We start from the raw sequence: 18,815 nt of genomic DNA, 5'->3' as shown, positions 1-18,815 counted from the left end.
TCCGCTTATGCTTCGACCGTGTTCGATTCGCGGCACATACGGACGTTCCACGAGGTGGTCGCCTCGGGGTCCTACTCGGCCGCCGCCCGGGTCCTCGGGTACACCCAGCCCGCGATCACCCAGCAGATGAAGGCGCTCGAACGCGCCGTGGGCACCCCGCTGTTCACCCGCGTGGGACGCCGCATGCAGCTCACCGAGGCCGGGGAGTCCATGGCCCGGCACGCCGAGACCATCCTCGGCAGCCTCTCCGCCGCCGAGGCGCAGCTGAAGGCGTACGCCCGGCTGCGCACCGGCCGCGTCAGGCTGTGCGGCTTCCCCAGCGCCAACGTCACCCTGGTCCCGGAAGCCCTGAGCAGCCTCGCCAAGGAGCATCCGGGCATCCAGGTCGAGCTGCTGGAGGGGGAGCCCCCGGACTCCTTGCGCAGGCTGGAGCGGGGCGAGTGCGACATCACCCTGGCCTTCACCTATCCCGGCCTGCACGAGGAGGTGCCGGAGGAGGTCGCCGAGGTCAGGCTCATGGAGGATCAGCTGACGGTGCTGCTGCCGACCGGGCACCCGCTGGCCCGGCGGCGGGCCGTGCACCTCGCGGACCTCTCCGAGGAGCGGTGGATCGCCGGCTGCCCGCGCTGCCGGGCGAACCTCCTGCACGAATGCGCGGGGCTCGGCTTCGTCCCCGACATCCGGTTCGCCACCGACGACAACCTGGTCGTCCAGAGCCTGGTCGCACAGGGGCTGGGCGTGGCCATGATGCCCGCGCTGGTGCTGCCCTCGCTCTCGCTGAGCAAGGTGTGCGGGCGGGCCCTGCAGCCGGCCGCCCGCCGCCACATCGCCGCACACGTGTACCGCGACCATCTGCGGGTCCCGGCGACGGCGGTGGTGCTGGAGGCGCTGAGGCAGGCCGCCTCGAACCGCGTCGGCTGCTGAACCGCTCGGCCGGATGCTCCCGCACCTCCCCCAACCCATAAGCCGGTCTTGGGATTTCAGCTCATAACTGTCGTTGGACGTGATGGGTGGGTTCCCCGACGCTCCCCCTATGACCACCACCACGCCGGCCCGCACGACCGCGAGGACGGCCGCCCTCGTCAGTGAGATCCGTATGGTCGTGGACCGGGGACTGGCCCCCGACCTGACCGCCTACCTGGTCGGTGAACGCCTCGCCCCGCACCTGGGAATGCCCGGTCTGCTCACCGCCGGGCAGAGCGAGGGGCACCCCGACCGCTACCGGCAGCACGTGCTGCACGCGGAGCCGGACGGCAGCTTCTCCGTGGTGGCCCTGGTCTGGCTGCCGGGCCAGGAGACCGCCATCCACGACCACGTCTCGTGGTGCGTGGCCGGGGTCCACGAGGGCGAGGAGAGCGAGCTCCGCTACCGCCTCGCCCCCGCCACGGCCACCACCGGGGCCCGGCTGGTGGCGACCGAGCACGTGGTCAACGGCCCCGGTGACGTCTGCGGGTTCGCCCCGCCCGGCGACATCCACAAGGTCCGCAACTCCTGTCGTACGAAGGCGATATCCCTCCACGTCTACGGCGCCGACGTCGTACGCCTGGGCAGCAGTGTCCGCCGCGTCTACTCCCTCCCGACCGACTGATGGCCATCCTGAACCGTCCGGTGCGCGGGGCGGGATCAACGGTTCCGGTCGATGTTTCACGTGAAACATCGTCGTCCTGGCCCGGGTTGGGCCTCGCGGCGGCCGGAGTCCTGGTCGCCTGGTCGGTGCACCGGCTGGTGCCCTGGGCGCCGATGCTGACGGTGTCGGTGGTGCTCGGCATCGCCGCGGCCCACCTCCCCGGCCTACGGGGCTTCGTACGCGGCCCTGCGCGCCCGGGACTCTCCCTGGCCGGGCGTCGCCTGATGCGGATCGGCATCGTCCTGCTGGGCCTGGCGCTGGGGCTGGATGAGGTGCTCCGGCTGGGCTGGGCCACCGTGGCGATGGTGGCCGGGGTGGTGGCGGCGACCTTCTTCGGCACCCTCTGGCTCGGCCGGCGGCTCGGACTCCCCGGTGACCAGCCGTTGCTGATCGCCACCGGGTACTCGATCTGCGGGGCCTCGGCCATCGGTGCCGTGAGTCAGGTGTCGGGCAGTGACGAGGAGGACGTGGCCTCCTCGGTGGCCCTGGTCACCCTGTGCGGGACCCTCGCCATCGCCGTACTCCCGCTCCTCCAGTCCCCCCTCGGCCTCTCGGACCCGGATTTCGGCCGCTGGGTGGGCGCGAGCGTCCACGACGTCGGCCAGGTGGTGGCGACGGCCCAGACGGCCGGCCCCGGCGCCCTCGGAGAGGCGGTGCTGGTCAAGCTGATGCGCGTGGCGCTGCTGGCCCCGCTGGTCGCGGCGGTGGCCTTCTCGGTACGGGCCCGCCGGCGCGGAGCACGCACGTCCTCGGGCCGCCGCCCGGCTCCGGTACCGCTGTTCGTGGCCGGGTTCCTCGCAGCGGCCGCGCTGCGTGCCACCGGGATACTGCCCGACATGGCGCTGGAAGGGGCGCACACCGCACAGGAACTGCTCCTGGCCGCCGCCCTGTTCGGCCTGGGCAGCGCGGTCCACCTGCCCACCCTGTCCCGTACCGGCGGCCGGGCCGCCCTCCTGGGCCTCGCGGCGTGGGTGGTCGTGGCCGGAGCCTCGTACGCGGGCGTCCTCCTCACCACCTGACCGCGGAGCACCTCACGGCGATCGCCGATGACCCGGGAATCCCCAGCGCCGCCCACGCCCACCGCCCGGTACTCTGTACCCGCCAGGTGGGTTGCCCGAGCGGCCTAAGGGAACGGTCTTGAAAACCGTCGTGGCGCGAGTCACCGTGGGTTCAAATCCCACACCCACCGCATGCAGGTCAGACAACGCGCTGATCAGAAGGGGTGCCCCTCATTGAGGGGCACCCCTTTCGCGTTCGGCCTGTCTCACGCTGTCTCACCCGTATCCCACTGTTGACCAGTGCGTACGGCCAACCTGCGGCCAGGTTTCCGCAGCGTCAGGACGTAGTCCGATCACTCTTCGCCTGGTCCGCGAACCCCTGGTCGATCAGCTCGTTCATGCGCTCCTCCTCACCGTCCAGCACCTTGGCGTAGTAGCGCTGAAGCACTGCGATGCTCTGCCCCGCCCTGCGGGCCGTCTCGGCCAGGCTGACCCCGGAACGCAGCCAGAAGGACACGCAGGCGTGGCGGAGGTCGTACGGGATGAACGCAAGGGGGGATGCCGCCTGTGTCGGAGTGAGAGCCCGACGCCGGGCTTCCTTCCACACTGCGCCGTACTCCTGGGACCGGATCGGTCCCCCTCGAACGGCCTTGAACAGCCGGCCGTCCGCGTCTGCCCCGAAGCGGTCGATGTGCTCGCGCAGCAGGGCGACAAGCACGGGCGGGATCGGGACGCGCCGGACGGTCCGCCGGGCGCGGTGCTTGAGGCCCCTTTCCTCGTAGGGCTTGCCATCGTCCGTCCACCCGGCGCCGACCTGCGGGCGCGCCCCGGAGAGATCCACTCGACCCCACCCGTCCTCAGGAAGAGTGCACTGGTCAAGGCTGAGTACAGAGACCTCCTCGGGCCGCATCGCTGCGTAGTACATGCACCCGAAGAACGCCACGAGATGCTCACCCCGAGGCCCCTGCCCGCGAACGCCCTCCAGCAGCGTCATGGCCTGCGCCGGAGTGGCGACGCTTCGTTCGTCGAGTTCCTCGACGGCCTTCGGGGTCTCCCAGTGCACCCGGTATAGAGGATTGCTTGGAAGGAGTTCTTTCTCGACGGCCAGGCGGAGGCAGTTACTCAGTACGGCCCGACGGCGCCGGATGGTGTTGGGAGCTGCCGACTTCCCGTCCTTCCGCCTCGCCAGGGCATCCAGAACCGCGCGCATCTTGCTTGCGCTGTCGAGGTCCACCATCGCCGGAGAGTTTTTCTCGATCCAGGTCAGCGCCCGAATCTCCTCCTCCGGGGGGTCCTGCCCGTGGCGGCCGGCGTTGAACGCCCACTGGTACAGGGCACGGCGCAGTAGCTCATCGTCCGGCCGCCCCCTGCCGTTCGGGCAGAGCGCCATCGTGGCGATGCTCAGGCTCTCGGCAATGCTCGCGCGATGCTTGGCAGCAGCCTGCGGCCACTTCATCGCGACGTGCGCCCGCGCATGGGTGTACCAGGACGTGCGATTCAGTTGGCGCAGTTCCGAGATCGGCAGCCCGGTCTCAGTGTCGAAGGCCTCGCCCCGGCCAGCGGCCGTCACGAGCTGGGCCCGGCGAGCGTCCGCGAGTGTTTTGGTCAGGAACGGTTCCTGGTGGACCTTGCCGTCCACGGTCCAACGAAGCTGAAAGGGTGCGCTTTTGCTGGTCCGGCGCCGGATGTTCCAGACGCGCACGTCATAGGTCTGCATGCAGCTCTCCTGAATGGCCGAAGGGGCCCACGGACGTGTGGGCCCCTTCGTAGTCATGTGCGGGGTTAGGCGGCGTTGGCGCAGGTCTCCCACCAGTCGTCGAGGTCCGCGCGCCGAACGCGGATCTGTCCGTTGGGGAGCTTCCGCAACCGGGGGGCCTGGCCCCGGGCGCGCATCCGGTAGAAGGCGGCTCGGCTCATGTCGATCTCTGCGAGCACCTCAGCAAGCTTGAGTATCTGCGGGCGGGCCATCGTCCACTCCTTGCCGTCTGACGGTCCTGTGCGTGTTGGATTCACATTGCGTTGAGTCGCGACTCAAGCGACTCAGAGCGGCTCAGAGGGCGGTCTGAGCGGGGTTGAGTCGCTTGAGTCGCGACTCAGGGGATTGTGGAGCGAACTGCGTGAGCGTGATCCCGCTGTACGTCGGGACCTGCCGGCCGTACTCGTCGCGAGGCCGTTCCCGACGAAGCTGGGGAACGACGGATTGAAGGTTGCGACCGAAGACCTGCTTCGTTCCGGCGCGAACGCCGTTGTCCTCGGCCCATTCCCGCCAGACGCTCCACAGAGCATCCACGGGCACGACACAGTCGGGCCCCGTGGCGCAGCGTTCACGTACGAATGCGCTGGTGGGGGATGCGGTGTCCTGCATGATCATGACCGCGTCTTGAGAGGAGGCGGGTTGGGTGATCCGGCCGGTCTGCTGGAGGCGGGCGAGTCCATCGAGGGCCCAGTTGAGGATGCCGGGCATCTCGCGCTTGAGGGACTCATCCAGGGTGGTGTCTTCCTTGCCGAGCCAGGAGACGGTCATGTTGAGAACGATGAACCGCCGGGCGATCACGCCGGAGGAGTCTCCGAAGCTAGGGAGTTCGTTGGTGAGGATCATCAACCGGGTGGGCAGCTTCCCGGTCCACAGGTCGCGGTACTTGCGGTCGATGTCGATGGTGTCCTCACCGGAGATGGTGAGGAGCCGCTCCACCACCTGACCGCCCTCGTTGCCGGTCAGACGGGCATCGGAGATGACGGCCAGCGGCTTGTCCACGAGGGAGGACAGTCCGAAGTTGGTACCGAGACTGGCCAGGGTCGGACCGGCGATGTTCTTCTTGCCGACGAACTCGGTCAGGACCCGGGTGATGGTGCCCTTCCCGGACCGGGTGGGCCCCTTGATCAGCAGGATTTTCTGCTGGTCGGTGCGGCCGGACAGGACGTAGCCGAACCATTCCTGCAAGGCCTGGATGGCGCTGGGGTCGTCGGGCCAGAGCTGGTTGAGGAACTTCTGCCAGGTCGGGGCCGTGGCGTTCTCGTCGTAGGCGAACGGCACGGACACGAGGTTGAAGAATCCGGGGGTGTGGGGCAGCAGGGCCCGGTCACGGATCCGCAGGAGTCCGTTCTCGCACGCCACGATCGGGCTGCGGTCCCCTGCGGCTTCTTCCCGGTCGGTCCAGGAGGGTGCGTCGACCTCGGAGGGCAGCAGGGTGATGGCCGAGAGGGCGTCCAGGAGGTTGCCGAGCTTGGTGCGGGTGGGCGCCCAGTCCTTGACCTCGGGCAGGCCGTCCTTGTCGAGGCCGGCGACGTAGGTCGCGTGCTCCAGCTCCTTGTAGAGGGTGGCGCGCATCTGTTGCTCCTCGAACTCGCGCCAGCAGGTGCCCGTCCAGCGCATCCACGAGCCCCGCCACCGGCGGCATAGCAGGCGCCCCTGTTCGTCCTGCCAGCCGGGCAGGATCCTGCGTGCGACGGCCATCGGGTTGGACGGAGCGGGCAGCTCCTCGGCGAGGCTCATGCGGCCTTCCTCCCTTCCTGGGCGGGCGTGATGTGGGGGCAGTCGGTGCGGTGCTGCTCGTGGTCGGCGATCAGGGCGAGCGCGCGCCGCTGGCCGGCGGCGAACAGGTCCCGCCCGCACGCGCACCAAGACCGGACGGACGGGGTCACGCCGCGTCCGGGGGCGGTGATGCGGAGCCAGGCGACGGGGCGGCGCCCGTCGTCCCAGCCGGGGTCAGAGCGAACAGCAGGAGGGACGCCTTCGGCGACGACCTTCGGCGCACCACTGCCGTCCGGGGCGGGGGTCGGTTCGGCGGAGCGGGGGCCGGTGGTCACGCCGCCCTCACCGCCACAGCGGCAAGGCCACGCGTGACTGCGCGTTCGGCGTACGCCTCGGGCACGCCGACGGCAACGGCCGCGTCGATGATCAGGCGCCCAAGGGTCTCCAGCCCGCACGGGCCGGGGCAGGCGATGTGCTGGTTGGCGAGGAAGCGGGCGACCCCGTAGGCGGCGCTGCCGGCCCCCTCGTCGTGGCAGGCGGCGACCCTGGCGAGTCCCCGGTTGAGGCCGGTCTGGACGAAGGTGTCGGTGTGTCGGCAGCCGGTGGCGACCGATCGGTCCCAGGTGGCGCGGGCGGGTGACGAAGAGTCCACCTCCCCGCGAAGGGGCCGGGTGGACTCTTCCCTGACGACCAGCGCCCGGACGAGGTCCGGCAGGGTGTTGATGGGGCCGGTGCCAGGGCCGCGCCACACGGCGTAGGCCATAAGGGACTTGATGTCCATGCCGGGCCGGACGTTGTTGGCGGACTGCATGGCCCCCCGATAGATCCAGTGTTGGCCCCGGGTGGTGGGGACGACCTTGGTCGGGGGGAGGTTGCGGCGGGCCCAGGTGACCGCGTCGGGGTTGTCGAGGTCGACGACGGTGAGGTTGCCGCCGCCGGGGTGGTAGGCGATTGCTTCAGCCTGCTTCCAGGCGAAGGCCCATGCCGGTGAGGCGAGTAGGTCGTAGTCCGTGGTTGCGGCGGCCCAGCCGTGGCAGGGGGCCGGGCAGTGGCAGGGGCCGGCGGCTTTCATGTGGGGTCGGTCGCCGCATGCGCTGCTCGTGCAGTCCCAGCAGTTCCCGAAGGGGAGCTTGCCCTCCCGCAGGGGCAGGACCGGGATGCCGAGTTCGGCGAGCTGGAGCGCGGCGCGCAGGTGCGTGGGTAAGGCCGGTCGGGCGGGGTCTCGCGGGAAGTCGATCGGGTGGGTCATGCTGGTCTCTCCAGTTCTTGCGTTCTGGACGAGAGCGGCCCCAACCATTGGCGTGAGGGGGGCCGCTCTCGGCATGTTCGGACGGGTAAAACGGAATCCCTGCCACCGGGTGGGCAGGGAGGCTTGGGCACCCTCTGCCGGGAGGCTTGTGGAGGGGGTTTCGGGGGTCTGACCTGCGGTGCCTCCCTGCCTCCCTGGCAGATCATTTCCGCTGGTCAAGCCCGGGGAGGCGGGTCAGGGAGGGGGTGAGGGAGTTCTCCCTGCCTCCCTGACTGGATCGGGGTCGGCTCCCTCTACTCGGCGGCGGAAGCGGAACCGGTGTCGGGGCGGTTTGCGAGGACGCGGGTGAGGCGTTCGCGGCTGATGGACATGCGGCCTTCGGACTTGTACGGGTCGGCGCCGGTGCCGTCGAGGACGCGCTTGAGGTCGAGGAACGACCAGCCTCCGTAGGCCTTCTCGTTCAGCGCGGCGAGGCGCTTGAGGACGTCCTGCGTGAGGACACGCGAGTCCGTGCCGAGGACGGTCAGGATGTCGGCGAGCGGGTCGAGGGCCGGTCCGTGGTCGGTGGTGCGGGCGGTGGTGATGCCGTCGCGCAGGGCCTTGGCCTGCTCGGCGATCTCGGCGGCCTGCTCGGTGTCGATGAAGTGGGTGCGGACCGTGATGGACGCCTGCCCGGCCGGGACGGAGATGCCGTCCGACGCCACCACGACGGTGCCCTTGTCGAGACCCTGGCGCAGCAGGTGCGGAGCTGCCCCACCGTCGATGGCCTTGTCTCCCAGGGCCATGCGGGCTTGGGATTCGGTGCCCAGGACGAGGGAGATGCGGGTGTGGGCGCCTTCGCGGACGAGCTTGGGGAGATTCTGGTCGGTGGGGTCCTGCGTGCCTTCCCACAGGGTGACGTCCACGGCCCGGCCCTGGTTGTGGATCTTCCGTACGGCCATGAAGTAGCGGGAGGTGGCCTTCGACCCGCCGTACGGGCGCTTGTCGGGTCCGATGGCCGGGCACATGAACGCGACCTGCGCCTCGTCCACGATGCCGACGAGCGGCGTGAAGACGGTTCCCGGCGGTGCCAGAATGCGGCGGTCCATCTCGGCTGCGAGGCCTTCGAGCATCTCGGTGGCTTCGATGACGTGCTCGTCGGTCGGCCCCTGGATCAGGGTGGTGGCCAGGCCGTCGAACATGCCCCAGTCGCCCACGCCCTTGAGGTCGGCGATCCGGAACTCGACCGTGCGGTCCTTGGCGAGCCACAGGGCCAGCGCTCGGAGGGATGCGGTCTTGCCCTGGTTGGACAGGCCGGTGATGAGGAGGTGGCGTTGGTAGACGCTGAGGGCCGCCGCGTCGCCGCGCAGGTCCTGACCCCACGGTGCCTTGCCGGTCTTGTAGTTCGCGGTCATCGTGGCGTCGGTGGTCAGCGGGGAGGGGCCGATCGGCTCGTCCAGTGCGCCGGAGTCGGCGATCCACAGCCGGACCGTGCGCGCGGCGGCCGGGAGGGTGATGAAGACTTCGTGTTCGTGGCGAGCGAGGTTCTCGGCGAGCTTCCGGCGGCGGCCCTGCACTTCGGCGGTGGAGACACCGGAGGGGAGGGTGACGTCGACTTCGACGCCGCATCCGGCGATCCGGATCGGGCCGAGCATCGCAGCCCCGGCATCCCCCATGTCCTTGATCGCACCCCGCAGCGGGGCGATACCAAGGTCACGCAGGGCCGTCACCACGATCGACGGGGTGATGGGCGCTCCGGCGTCGTCGCGCTGCCGCGCGGGCAGCGTCCACTGTGGTGCGGTCTGCTGCCGGCGGCCTACGCCCCACAGGGCCAGCAAGGCCAGCCACGGCCCGACAACCAGCGCGGGGCCCCACACGACGGTGGCCACGACCACGACCATGCGGATCGCCTCGATCACCGCGCCGATCGGGGCGAACAGCCACGAGATGTCCTTGTTGGCTATGGCCAGCACGATCCCCAGGAGCAGGAGGCCGCCGACGGTGAGGCCGGTGCCGACGGCCGCGCTTTTGGCGAGGTCGGGGGCGGAGCGGAGCAGGTCCATGCGGCGGTGGTGGCGGCCGGAGCGGAAGCGCTGCAGCCGGTCCTCCCACTCCTTGGCCTCCTCGAAGTTCCCGCCCGCTTCGGCGGCGCGGATCATCCGCTCGTACCGGGAGGCGGTCCGTCCGTCCCACGTTCGCTTCGCGGTGATCCTTGTACCGCCGATGACGTACATGCCGTGCCGTGCGACGAGGCGGGCGGCGGTGCGGGACTGCTCGCTGGTGACGGCCGTACGCAGACCGCGCGCGGTGCGCCTCCACACCCGAACCGGCCGCACCACGTCAGCGGCGACGGGGGCCGGGGTGGGGGAAGCCGCGGTAACGGTGTCGGTCGAGGTGGAGGGGTCTTTGAACAGGGGAACGACGTTGTCGGTCATGCTGAAAGCTCCTGCTCTCACTGACTGGCTCAGGGTGGGTGGGGCCCGGGGCGGCCGGCATTCTTTGGCGAGAGGGACGGCCGCCCCGGGGCACAACTACTTCGTCTTGAGGGCCTTGGCCTTGGCCTTCGCCTTGCGGACGGCCTTCTCGGCCTCCGCCTTGTCGGCGGCCTCCTGGGCTTCGCGTTTGCGGGCGCTCTCGATGACTCGCTCGAACTTGCGCTCAAGGTCGCCCTGGTAGACGGTCTGGCTGGCGATACCGCGCTTGGCCATCCGGGCGGTCAGCCACGTCAGCTTGGCGATCTCGCCGACGGTGAACTTCGGGTTCTTCTCCATCACGGGCTCCACTCCGGGGCCGGTCTGTCCGACTCCCCTCACCACCCGGCACGGGGCCGGGTGGATCGGGCAGCCGTCAGCGGCGGCGCGGGAGCAGGATGTGGACCACGAGAACGGCTTCCACGGCGAGGAACGCAGTCCAGCCGATCTGATGTCCCCACGTGCGAGACAGCCACAGCAGGGCCATTCCGAGCGCGAGGCCGAGAGCCACGATGAGGACGTAGCGGCTGACGATCGAGAGCATGCGAGAACTCCTCACGAGAGGTGAAGGGGGGAGGTCAGCCCCGGCGGCGGGCCTTGCGCACGTTCTTCACGGCCTGCGTCCCGTGCGGGCTGCCGACCGACTTCACGACCGTGTGGACGGCCCAGCCGAGAACGAGCGCGAGGAAGGCGAGGAAGGCGATGTTCGCGGCGATCGCGGTCAAGGCCGCGATCAGGAGCGGACCGAAGTACACGCCGGCCGCCACCGCCCCGGCCCCGACTCCGGAGCCGAGGGCGATGCGCTGGACGGTACGGTCGGGCGGGGCCTGGTGGATGTGCTGATGGACAACCTGCGGCCCGGCGTACGCGGCGGGCAGCGTGGCCGGATCGGCGTAGACGTGGGTGCCGTCCGGGAGGCGGACGACGTTGGCGTGCGCGGGGAGTTCGGGGAGGTTGTTCACCGGGTGCTCCCGGCGGTCGGTGTGGGGCGGGGCAGGGCGCGGCAGGTCTCGGCGTGCTTCTGGGCGTCGCGCTTGGCGCCCTCGGTCATGTAGTTGAGGTTGGTGGAGATGTCCCGCTCGCAGCCCCGGCAGGTCGCCGTGGTCCGGTCGCGGTCCTGGCTGACGTCGACGGTGGCCTCGTGGTCGCCGGTGATCTCGGCGGCCTTGGTCAGGTAGCGGGCGATGACGCCGGCGGGCCATGCGGTCGTGTTGGTCACGGGGTGGCTCCTTCGGGGTAGGCACAGGGGACGCACATGCCGAGCTGGGCCGGGATGACGTATCCGGCGTCGCGGCGGCATTCGGGGCAGGTGCGGCGGGCGGTGTTGGCCTTGGCCAGCGCGGCGGTTTTGGCCGGGGTCATCGGCCGGACCGGCTTGGCCCGGTCGACGCGGTACAGGAACGCGGCCAGCGGGCCGCGCCGAAAGCGCGGGCGGAGCACCTGTCCGGCGATGTCCTGACCGCCGGGCCGCAGCCCCAGAGCGCGGAGCTGGCGGCGGGTGGCAAGGCCATCGGGGGCCAGACGCCAGGGGAAGGTGGGCAGGCCGTGGACTCTTCCCGTCGGGTCGTGGCAGTCGGCGAACGACAGGCTCATCCGGCCACCGCCGCCGCGTCCCGCTCGCGCTCAGCCTTCAAGGCCTCCCGCACGATCCGGGCCTTGGCCGGGGAGGTGCGCAGGGCCTTGCGGATCCCTTCACCGGTCAGCTTCTCGATCGGCCACGACTCCGTCAGGCTCCGCGCCTCACCGAGCAACTCGACATCGGTACGGGTCGGTCGGGTCGATCGGGCAGCCGCCGGAACTCGACCGGTCGCCCGACGAGGACGCGGCGACTCAGCCGCCGCAACCAGCACCGGACGCTCCTCGATCGACTCGACCGCGACCGGGGTGGAAGATTCCACCTCCCGCTCCGACTCCGGCAGCTCGACCGTGGGTTCACCCTGGTCAGGTGTAGACCGATTTACGGTGATCTGGAACGTTTCTTGGGTGGTCGGTTCGATCGGGGGCTTGTGGTGGAGGACCTTGGCGACGAGGTCAGAGCCGAAGTAGATCGACCCGACCGGAAGCGACGTCGCCAGCAGCACGAGCAACCAGTTCGCCGGATCCCAGTCAGCCAGTCGGGTCCAGTCGATCGACTCGGCATGCAGTTCGGGCAGCAGGCCGTGGACGTAGTTCAGGACCAGGGAGGCGAGCGTGTACGCGGCCAGGACCCGGAGCGCGAATCGTCGGGCATCGTCGGTCAGGACGAGGGCGGCGACGAGCGCGAGGGCCATCAGGCCGTCGACGACGAACGGGTAGAGCGTCGCCGCCGTACCGTCCGCGCCGATCGCCCTGGCGACGTCACGCAGGGCGTTCCAGGAGACTCGGAAGGCCATGGCGACCACGACGACGAGCGCGAGGACGAGCGCGGTCTTGGCCTTGCGGTTCATGCCACGCCGCCCGGCAGGGAGGCGATCGACCGGTTGATCAGCGAGCGGCGGGCGGCGAGGACCTTGCGGCGGGCCCTGCGGATCCGCCGCTCGTCCAGCTCGGCCGGCGCCCGGTCCAGGACCGTGATCTCCGCGTCGAGCAGGTCGACCTCCGCCAGGATCAGCGGCAACTCGAACTCGATCGCGTCCAGCTCCGCGTCGGACGGCTCCAAGCCGTCCGACCACGGGGTAACGAGGTTCTGAAGTGCAGCGATGGACTTCATGGGTCTTGCTCCTTCTGAGGAGGAACGGGACTCAGTAGCCCCCGGCGTTCCCGCGTCGGGGGCTGCGCTTCGTTTTGGGGGCCTCTCGAAACACACGAGCGGCCACGGCTCCCTGGCATCCGGGGATGCCAGGGACCGTGAGCACTGGTGCTCCTCGCGGGCCGACGGCCCGCGAGGACGTTGCTTCGTTCAGACCCATCGACCACCCGTGAGCAGGTGGCTGGGTCGGCACTCTGTTGAGTTCTCAAGGAACTGCCGCTTCCTTCGAGCCCGTTTCACGGAGCCCTCCGGGCGTATTCGGTCCAGATTTCCTGCGCCCTCGACCCGCTCTGTCCCGGGCCCTCTTGGCATGCCGCAGCCGACCCGCTCCGAGGAGGCGGGCTGGCTTGCGGCCATGAACCAAGACTGGACCGGTGGACCGGTCCAGTCAAGTGACTCGGCGTCAAAGCCGTTCGCCGTAGGAGGTCTTGGCTGATCAGCAGGCTGAGAAGAAATAAAAAAGGCTGGACCGGCGGACCGGTCCAGCCACTAGAAGAGCCTCTTACATCGAGTAGCTATCCACCCGCTCGTAGAGAAACCCGGGAGTGATGCCTTCCTCGCAGACCAGCGGTCGGCCTTCTTGGTCGTACGCCGTGTGGAGGAGAACAGCGACCGCCGTCGGCTCGGTCAGTGCGAGGTGCTCTGATTCGTTCTCAGATGCCAGGCGCACCGTTGTCGTATCCGTCCCTTCCACCGGGAAGCGGCCGGTCTGGCGTCGCACGTAGCGCGTTGTTCCTTCGGCGATGGGGGCCGTTTGGGTCAGGCGGGGAGACGCTTCCGCCACCTCCGGGGGGAACCACGCCACGACGTAGCTGTGCGGGCTGCCGTCCGGCAGTTGCAGCACGCGAACCCGGCGAAGGACTTCGGCCGTCGACTCCATTCGGAGCGCCTCGGCGATGTGGTTGGGCGGCACGGACCAGTCCGGGGCGCCTACACGAAGGAACGGCAGGCCGCCGGACACGCGCGCCGAACCTGCCTGGCGGCTACCAGCCGGCCGGGCTACAGGCGTCTCGGTCACGATGAAACCCGTTCCCTGTCGGGCCTCGACCACGCCGTCGTTTCGCAGGACGTCCATGGCCTTGATCGCGGTGGCACGCGAGACGGACCACTGTTCAGCCAGGTCGCGCCCGGACGGCACGGTGTCGCCAGGAGTGAACTCTCCTGCTGCGATCCGGGACCGCAGGGACTCGGCGATTTCCTCGTATTTCAGCAGCGCCATGATTCCCCAATCGGTGGTGTGGTGGACTGGTCCACCGGTACACAGGATACTGCCGGTATGTCGAAACCAGAGCTGGCCCCTCAGATCGAGCACTTCTACTCGCAGGTCATCGACGAAAACGACCGGCTGACCATGTCGGCGGACGGACGCCTCGAACTGCTCCGGACTCAAGAGATCCTCCGGCGCTACCTGCCATCCGCGCCGGCCCGAGTCCTGGACGTGGGCGGAGGGACCGGCGTCCACGCCCGATGGTTGGTAGAGGACGGCTACGAGGTTGAGCTTGTCGACCCTGTGATCCGCCACGTGGAGCAAGCCGCGAAGGTCTGCCCCTCGGAGTTGGGCGATGCGCGAAAGCTGGCAGCCCTGGACAGCTCCTTTGACGTCGTTCAGGTGCTGGGCCCGCTGTACCACCTGCCGGAACTGCGGGACAGGCAGGCGGCGCTGTCCGAAGCCAGGCGGGTCGCGAGGCCCGGGGGGCTAGTGGCTGCTGCGGCGATCAATCGCTACTCGTCGTTGTTCGAGCACGTGACGTACGCGCACCTGCACACGGAGCGGTTGCAGACAGCGGTTTCGAAGATCCTCAGCACTGCCGTCCATGACGGGAAGGGCTTCACTCTGGCCTACTTCCACCGGGCAGAAGAGCTTGTGGCGGAGATGAGGGATGCCGGGCTCACCGATGTGGAGGTGTTCGGAGTGGAGGGCCCCGCCTGGTCGCTCCTCAAGGCGGTTGAGCAGTCTGGCACTGTGCCCTCGGAGGACCTGCTTGCCTCTGCCCTAACCGCAGCGCGGATGGCTGAGTCATACCCCGAACTGCTCGCCGCAAGTTCGCACCTCCTCGCGGTGGGACGGGTGCCAGAGGGCGGAATCTGACGACGTGTGGCCAACCTGCGGCCAAGCGGCTTGCCGCCGGGCGGTAGAGCAGGGTGAGTTCCCAGCTCAGATGGCCTCTTGGGCCTCGCAAGCGGTTGGTCTTGAAAACCGTCGTGGCGCGAGTCACCGTGGGTTCAAATCCCACACCCACCGCCAGTTCAGAGAAGTAGCAGGTCAGAGGGCGGGCACCCGATTCGGGTGCCCGCCCTCTCCGCTTGCCCTGCCGTCCTGGCCACTGCCCGCGTTCTCAGTCCCCGGCCAGGGCGTTCGCGGCGGCCCGGGCGAAGCCCTCGGGGTTGTCGAGCATGATGTTGTGCCCGCAGTCGGGGACGGGGACGACGGCCACTCCGGCCGCCTCCAGGGCCTCGGTCCCGGGGAGGCTGCCGTCCTCGGCCGGGAACAGGTAACTGCGCGGGATCTTCAGCCGCAGCAGCTGCTCGCGCATCGTCGGTGTCGTGCCCGCCGCCAGGTGGACGGCGCTGCGGTGCAGGGCGACGCGGCCCGCCAGCCGCATCGTGGACCACCAGTGCGCGCCGACCCGATCGCGCACCTCGGCCCAGCCGCCGGCCAGGAACTCCTGCTCGGTGTAGGTGGCGAGCCCGCTGCTGCCCACGGCCGCGGGATCGGGCGGGGTCGGGTCCAGGTTGGCGTCGATCAGCACCAACCGGGAGACGAGGTGCGGGTGCCGGTCGGCCAGCACGATGGCGACGGCGCCGCCCATGCTGTGCGCGATCAGCTCGGCGCCGCCGGCGGCGGCCTGCTCCAGCACGGCGGCGAGAGCGTCGGCATGCGCCTCCAGCGTGTACGAGAAGTCCTCGGGCCGGTCGCTGTGCCCGTGCCCCAGCAAGTCGATCAGCAGGGACCGCCGCCCGGCGAGCAGCGGATGCACGGCGGTCGCCGCGAAGTATGCGGGCGAGGTGGACCCCAGCCCGTGCAGGTAGACCCGCGCCGGCCCGCCCCCGGGCAATTCCACCCAGCGCATCCGGTCACCGCCCGCTGTGACGACGGCACTGAGCATCCCGAACTCCCCCTATCGATGTGGATCACAAATGTAGTCGTGGCGGGCCCACCGCCGGCCGGGGTCAGTAGTCCTTGAGGGTGATGGAGTTCGCGGCCTTCTGGATGGGCTGCATGACCTTGTTCATCATCCGTTCCTTGCCCGGCAGGCGGCCCAGGAGGGAGAGGACGGTCAGCTGGACCGAGATCTGGCGCTTGGTCCGCATGACCATGTGCTTGATGTTCGAGGGGCCGAGCTTCTGGTTCTCCTCGGCGAAGCGGCGCATCTCGCGTTCGTACGCGGCGAAGCCGGTCGTGTGGTCGCCGCCGGCCGCGGCGAGCTCGCCCGCCAGGACGTAGGCACCGACCAGGGCCAGGCTCGTGCCCTGTCCCGAGGCCGGCGAGGCACAGTACGCGGAGTCGCCGACCAGGGCGGTGCGGCCCTTCGACCAGTGGTCCAGGTGGGCCTGGCTGAGGGAGTCGAAGTAGAAGTCCGGAGCCCCGTCCAGTGCCGCGAGGAGCCGCGGCACCTCCCAGGACTCGCCCGCGTACGCCTCCGCCAGCAGCTTCTTCTGCTGGGCGACGTCCTGGCGGTCGTACTCCAGTGGCTCCGAGGCGAAGAGGAACATCGCCTTCGCGCCGGTGTCCTTGGCCGTGCTGTACGTCAGGGCGGTGTGCAGGGGGGAGACGTAGGTCAGCTCCCAGCGATCGAGATCGAGGTGGTTGGGGACGCTGTAGATCGAGACGTAGTGGCCGAGGTCCCGGATGAAGCGCTCCTCCGGGCCGAAGACCAGGGCCCGGGTGTGGGAATGCAGCCCGTCGGCGCCGACGACCAGGTCGAACACGCGGCTCGTACCGCTGTCGAACGACACCTCGATGCCGTCCGCGGTCTCCGTGGCGGAGGTGATGGAGTCACCGAAGAGGTACTCGACGCCGTCGGCTCCACCGACGGTGAGGTCGTAGAGGATCCGGTTGAGGTCACCGCGCAGGATCTCCGCGTCGTGGCCCGTGCGGCCGCCGAAGGTGTCGCCGTCCAGCGTCGCCACCCGCTTGCCCGCCGCGTTGACGATGGAGCCGCCCCGGACGTCGGTGCGCTGGGCGCGAACCGTGTCGAGGACCCCGGCACGGGAGACCACGTCGAGCGCGGCACCCCGGATGTCGATCTTGTAGCCGCCCTCCCGGAGGGCGGGGGCGCGCTCGACCACGGTCGGCCGGAAACCGTGGTGGCGCAGCCAGTGGGCCAAGGCGGTGCCCGCGATGCCCGCACCGGAAATCAGTACGTCTCGGTTCTGCATGGAAACCTGGTCCCCCGACCATGAGAAGAAGATCCGCCGTGCTGTGGGTGGAGCATGCTGGGCAGGTTGGCGGGTGTCAACATCCGTCCAGGAAAGGGGAGATGGCGAACGGCGGGCGAGAATCCGGCCGCGCCATACGCGCAGGTCCGCACGGGTCCAGAGGGGGCGGAATTATGCGATTAGCCCCTTTGGGTGGTGTTTGTCGGAAGAACGGCGCGGGGCGTGGGGGCGCTCCGGTTGCGCCCGCATCATGACGAATGTATTCAGATCCGCCCGTCGGAACATCGCGAAATGAGGGACCCGTCATGGCTCACCGCAGCACCATCACGTCGATCTGGACCACCGTCCTCGCGGCCCTCGTGGCCCTCCTCACCTCCCTCGGCTTCGGCGCCAAGGTCGCACAGGCCGCCGCCACCCCGCTCTCCTCCTCCCCCGCCGCCGCCCCCGCGGCCGCCGCGGTGAACCGGCCGGCCTTCATGGCCCGGCGGACCTGGAGGGCGATGATGCGCGGTGGTTCGCTCCCGCCCACCATCAAGCAGCGCATCCGCGCCGAGGCCCACGGCAAGACCCCGTCCGTCCGCCGCTCCACCACCGCTCTGTCCGCCGGCTCCGGAACCGGGTCCGAGCCCGGAGTGGACGACAGCGTCCGTAGCGCCACCATCGCCGCAGCGGTTCGCGTCGGAGCCGCCCGCCGGGAGATGGCGCTCGCCGCGTAGCGCATGCACGGTATGGAGTACTCGTACCGCGCGGATGTCGGCCCCCTTCAACCGGGGATCCGCTGACGCAGGACGCAGGACGCAGGACGCAGGACGAAAGACGCGGGATCCGCTGACCGCAGGACGCAGTGCGCGCAGGTGCAAGGTGTAGGGCCCAGTGCGCGGCGCCCGGTACCCAGTAGGCCCAGCAGTGCCAGCAGGCCCCAGTACCACGAGGACCCAGTACCAGCAGCACCGCAGAGCACGCAGGAGCAAGGCAGCAGAACGCGAGAGCAGCAACACAGCACAGCACAGCGCAGGCGCTGGAGCCCGGTCGGTCGGTGAGTAGGCCGCGACCGCGGATCGCGCCATGAGGGTGCCCCGGAGCGGGGCACAGTGGGAAGGCCCCGGCGAGCGCCGGGGGCGTGCAGGGGGCGTGAAGCGTGGCAGCGCAGGGCCGCAGGCCCGGGAGACGGTGGGGTTCCCGGACGGCGCGGCCCTTTTCGGCATGTCCGGGGCCGGCCGCTTTGGCGGAACGGTTCGCCCCTTGCCCGGCAGGGGTTTCAGCGGGTCTCGACGCGCTGACCTGGGGCGTCGGGGGCGCGAATGGGGTTTATCCGATGTTGGTCATGCTTGCGGGGGAATCGAGGACTCCGGGGTGGTTCGCCGGGGATTCGGTGGGCAACTCTGGTCTCGCGACGTCGTCACCACACGGAACGACCGAGGCGGTCGGCCAACTGCCTTGGAGTAAACCCCACTTCGGTTTTCTGGAGGATTCAGACATGGCAAGCATCCGTACCGCCCGCGTCATCGCCGCCGTCGCCGCTCTCCCCCTCGCCGTCGCCCTCTTCGGCGGGGTGGCATCGGCAGACAACGGCTCCTTCGCGAACGACGGATCGAATGCGAGCGTCGCCAGCATCATCGGCAGCGGCGTGGGTGGCAACAACCACGGCAACTCCTCCACCTCACAGCAGGTGGCCACCGGATCCGGCGCTTCCAACCAGAACAACACCGCGCAGGTCAACGGCTCGGCCTTCACCGCCATCGAACAGCACAACTCCAACGTCGCGGTGAACTTCTACCCCTGGTGGTAGCCGCGGCCTGAACGGCGACGACTGCCCAGGGCGCCTGCGCGACCGGACCGGCTGGGGTCCGGTAGTGCGGGCGCCCTCGGGCGTTCCCGGTGCTCCGTCACCGTGCCCCGGCCTTGACATCC

The 18,815-nt window shown here is 69.8% G+C and carries 22 protein-coding genes and 2 tRNA genes; 8 read left to right on the top strand and 16 right to left on the bottom strand.

Annotated features, from left to right (window positions below):
• The first annotated feature begins 18 nt into the window (after nucleotides 1-18).
• The 4 genes from OG435_RS22630 (at nucleotide 19) to OG435_RS22615 (ending at nucleotide 2,816) form a co-directional block, all read left to right on the top strand.
• Entirely contained in the window at nucleotides 19-924 is a 906-nt protein-coding gene (locus OG435_RS22630) for a LysR family transcriptional regulator (RefSeq protein WP_266879150.1), read from the top strand.
• Nucleotides 925-1,033: 109 nt separating this feature from the next.
• Entirely contained in the window at nucleotides 1,034-1,588 is a 555-nt protein-coding gene (locus tag OG435_RS22625) for a cysteine dioxygenase family protein (RefSeq protein WP_266879148.1), read from the top strand.
• Nucleotides 1,588-2,646, top strand: coding sequence for a YeiH family protein (locus tag OG435_RS22620; RefSeq protein WP_266879146.1), 1,059 nt, complete (start codon nucleotides 1,588-1,590; stop codon nucleotides 2,644-2,646). Before OG435_RS22625 ends, OG435_RS22620 begins: the two co-directional genes overlap by 1 nt.
• 85 nt (nucleotides 2,647-2,731) lie before the next feature.
• A tRNA-Ser gene (locus tag OG435_RS22615) sits at nucleotides 2,732-2,816 on the top strand.
• Between the two features lie 146 nt (nucleotides 2,817-2,962).
• On the opposite strand, the gene OG435_RS22610 is transcribed toward OG435_RS22615, so the two are convergent.
• From OG435_RS22610 to OG435_RS22545, 14 genes are all read right to left on the bottom strand, one after another.
• Nucleotides 2,963-4,342 (bottom strand): tyrosine-type recombinase/integrase, encoded by a 1,380-nt coding sequence (locus tag OG435_RS22610; protein WP_266879144.1) that lies wholly within the window; start codon nucleotides 4,340-4,342, stop codon nucleotides 2,963-2,965.
• 65 nt (nucleotides 4,343-4,407) lie between these two features.
• The gene (locus tag OG435_RS22605; RefSeq protein WP_266879142.1) at nucleotides 4,408-4,593 is read right to left on the bottom strand and encodes a helix-turn-helix transcriptional regulator; all 186 of its coding nucleotides are present in this window, start codon (nucleotides 4,591-4,593) and stop codon (nucleotides 4,408-4,410) included.
• Between the two features lie 82 nt (nucleotides 4,594-4,675).
• Nucleotides 4,676-6,118, bottom strand: a complete 1,443-nt coding sequence (locus OG435_RS22600; RefSeq protein ID WP_266879140.1) for a DNA primase family protein — start codon at nucleotides 6,116-6,118, stop codon at nucleotides 4,676-4,678.
• Nucleotides 6,115-6,432: a hypothetical protein gene (locus OG435_RS22595; protein ID WP_266879138.1), complete on the bottom strand. Its 318-nt coding sequence runs from the start codon at nucleotides 6,430-6,432 to the stop codon at nucleotides 6,115-6,117. The genes OG435_RS22600 and OG435_RS22595 overlap by 4 nt, the downstream gene beginning before the upstream one ends.
• Nucleotides 6,429-7,346, bottom strand: coding sequence for a bifunctional DNA primase/polymerase (locus OG435_RS22590; RefSeq protein ID WP_266879136.1), 918 nt, complete (start codon nucleotides 7,344-7,346; stop codon nucleotides 6,429-6,431). Before OG435_RS22590 ends, OG435_RS22595 begins: the two co-directional genes overlap by 4 nt.
• A 293-nt stretch (nucleotides 7,347-7,639) precedes the next feature.
• The gene (locus OG435_RS22585) at nucleotides 7,640-9,760 is read right to left on the bottom strand and encodes an ATP-binding protein (protein WP_266879135.1); all 2,121 of its coding nucleotides are present in this window, start codon (nucleotides 9,758-9,760) and stop codon (nucleotides 7,640-7,642) included.
• Between the two features lie 96 nt (nucleotides 9,761-9,856).
• Complete coding sequence (locus tag OG435_RS22580; RefSeq protein WP_266879134.1) at nucleotides 9,857-10,096, bottom strand: DUF6257 family protein; 240 nt, start codon at nucleotides 10,094-10,096, stop codon at nucleotides 9,857-9,859.
• Between the two features lie 76 nt (nucleotides 10,097-10,172).
• Nucleotides 10,173-10,340: a hypothetical protein gene (locus OG435_RS22575; RefSeq protein ID WP_266879132.1), complete on the bottom strand. Its 168-nt coding sequence runs from the start codon at nucleotides 10,338-10,340 to the stop codon at nucleotides 10,173-10,175.
• Between the two features lie 34 nt (nucleotides 10,341-10,374).
• Nucleotides 10,375-10,758, bottom strand: coding sequence for a DUF6251 family protein (locus OG435_RS22570; protein WP_266879131.1), 384 nt, complete (start codon nucleotides 10,756-10,758; stop codon nucleotides 10,375-10,377).
• Nucleotides 10,755-11,015, bottom strand: a complete 261-nt coding sequence (locus tag OG435_RS22565) for a hypothetical protein (protein WP_266879129.1) — start codon at nucleotides 11,013-11,015, stop codon at nucleotides 10,755-10,757. Before OG435_RS22565 ends, OG435_RS22570 begins: the two co-directional genes overlap by 4 nt.
• Entirely contained in the window at nucleotides 11,012-11,389 is a 378-nt protein-coding gene (locus tag OG435_RS22560; protein WP_266879127.1) for an RRQRL motif-containing zinc-binding protein, read from the bottom strand. The genes OG435_RS22565 and OG435_RS22560 overlap by 4 nt, the downstream gene beginning before the upstream one ends.
• A complete protein-coding gene (locus OG435_RS22555; protein ID WP_266879125.1) occupies nucleotides 11,386-12,222 on the bottom strand; it encodes a DUF2637 domain-containing protein in 837 nt (278 codons plus the stop codon). Before OG435_RS22555 ends, OG435_RS22560 begins: the two co-directional genes overlap by 4 nt.
• Nucleotides 12,219-12,485: a DUF6284 family protein gene (locus OG435_RS22550; protein ID WP_266879123.1), complete on the bottom strand. Its 267-nt coding sequence runs from the start codon at nucleotides 12,483-12,485 to the stop codon at nucleotides 12,219-12,221. The genes OG435_RS22555 and OG435_RS22550 overlap by 4 nt, the downstream gene beginning before the upstream one ends.
• Nucleotides 12,486-13,026: 541 nt before the next feature.
• Nucleotides 13,027-13,743, bottom strand: coding sequence for a GntR family transcriptional regulator (locus OG435_RS22545; protein WP_266879121.1), 717 nt, complete (start codon nucleotides 13,741-13,743; stop codon nucleotides 13,027-13,029).
• Between the two features lie 57 nt (nucleotides 13,744-13,800).
• Here OG435_RS22545 and OG435_RS22540 point away from each other — a divergent pair, with 57 nt between their 5' ends.
• Both OG435_RS22540 and OG435_RS22535 read left to right on the top strand, forming a co-directional pair.
• Complete coding sequence (locus OG435_RS22540) at nucleotides 13,801-14,613, top strand: class I SAM-dependent methyltransferase (RefSeq protein WP_266879119.1); 813 nt, start codon at nucleotides 13,801-13,803, stop codon at nucleotides 14,611-14,613.
• Nucleotides 14,614-14,665: 52 nt separating this feature from the next.
• Nucleotides 14,666-14,769: transfer RNA gene (locus tag OG435_RS22535), tRNA-Ser, on the top strand.
• Between the two features lie 91 nt (nucleotides 14,770-14,860).
• Here the strand turns inward: OG435_RS22535 and OG435_RS22530 are convergent.
• On the bottom strand, nucleotides 14,861-15,631 hold the full coding sequence (locus tag OG435_RS22530; protein ID WP_266879117.1) for an alpha/beta fold hydrolase: 771 nt from the start codon (nucleotides 15,629-15,631) through the stop codon (nucleotides 14,861-14,863).
• A gap of 64 nt (nucleotides 15,632-15,695) precedes the next feature.
• Complete coding sequence (locus OG435_RS22525) at nucleotides 15,696-16,904, bottom strand: FAD-dependent monooxygenase (RefSeq protein ID WP_266879115.1); 1,209 nt, start codon at nucleotides 16,902-16,904, stop codon at nucleotides 15,696-15,698.
• Nucleotides 16,905-17,209: 305 nt separating this feature from the next.
• On the opposite strand from OG435_RS22525, the gene OG435_RS22520 reads away from it, so the two are divergent.
• Together OG435_RS22520 and OG435_RS22515 are read left to right on the top strand one after the other, a co-directional pair.
• Nucleotides 17,210-17,620: a DUF6344 domain-containing protein gene (locus OG435_RS22520; protein ID WP_266879113.1), complete on the top strand. Its 411-nt coding sequence runs from the start codon at nucleotides 17,210-17,212 to the stop codon at nucleotides 17,618-17,620.
• A 761-nt stretch (nucleotides 17,621-18,381) separates the two neighbouring features.
• Nucleotides 18,382-18,693, top strand: a complete 312-nt coding sequence (locus tag OG435_RS22515) for a hypothetical protein (protein ID WP_243331303.1) — start codon at nucleotides 18,382-18,384, stop codon at nucleotides 18,691-18,693.
• The last annotated feature ends 122 nt before the right edge of the window (nucleotides 18,694-18,815 follow it).

Origin of the sequence: Streptomyces sp. NBC_01264 (genome assembly GCF_026340675.1) — a bacterium.
Lineage (GTDB): Bacteria > Actinomycetota > Actinomycetes > Streptomycetales > Streptomycetaceae > Streptomyces.
This window is presented reverse-complemented; position numbering and strand designations above follow the sequence as displayed.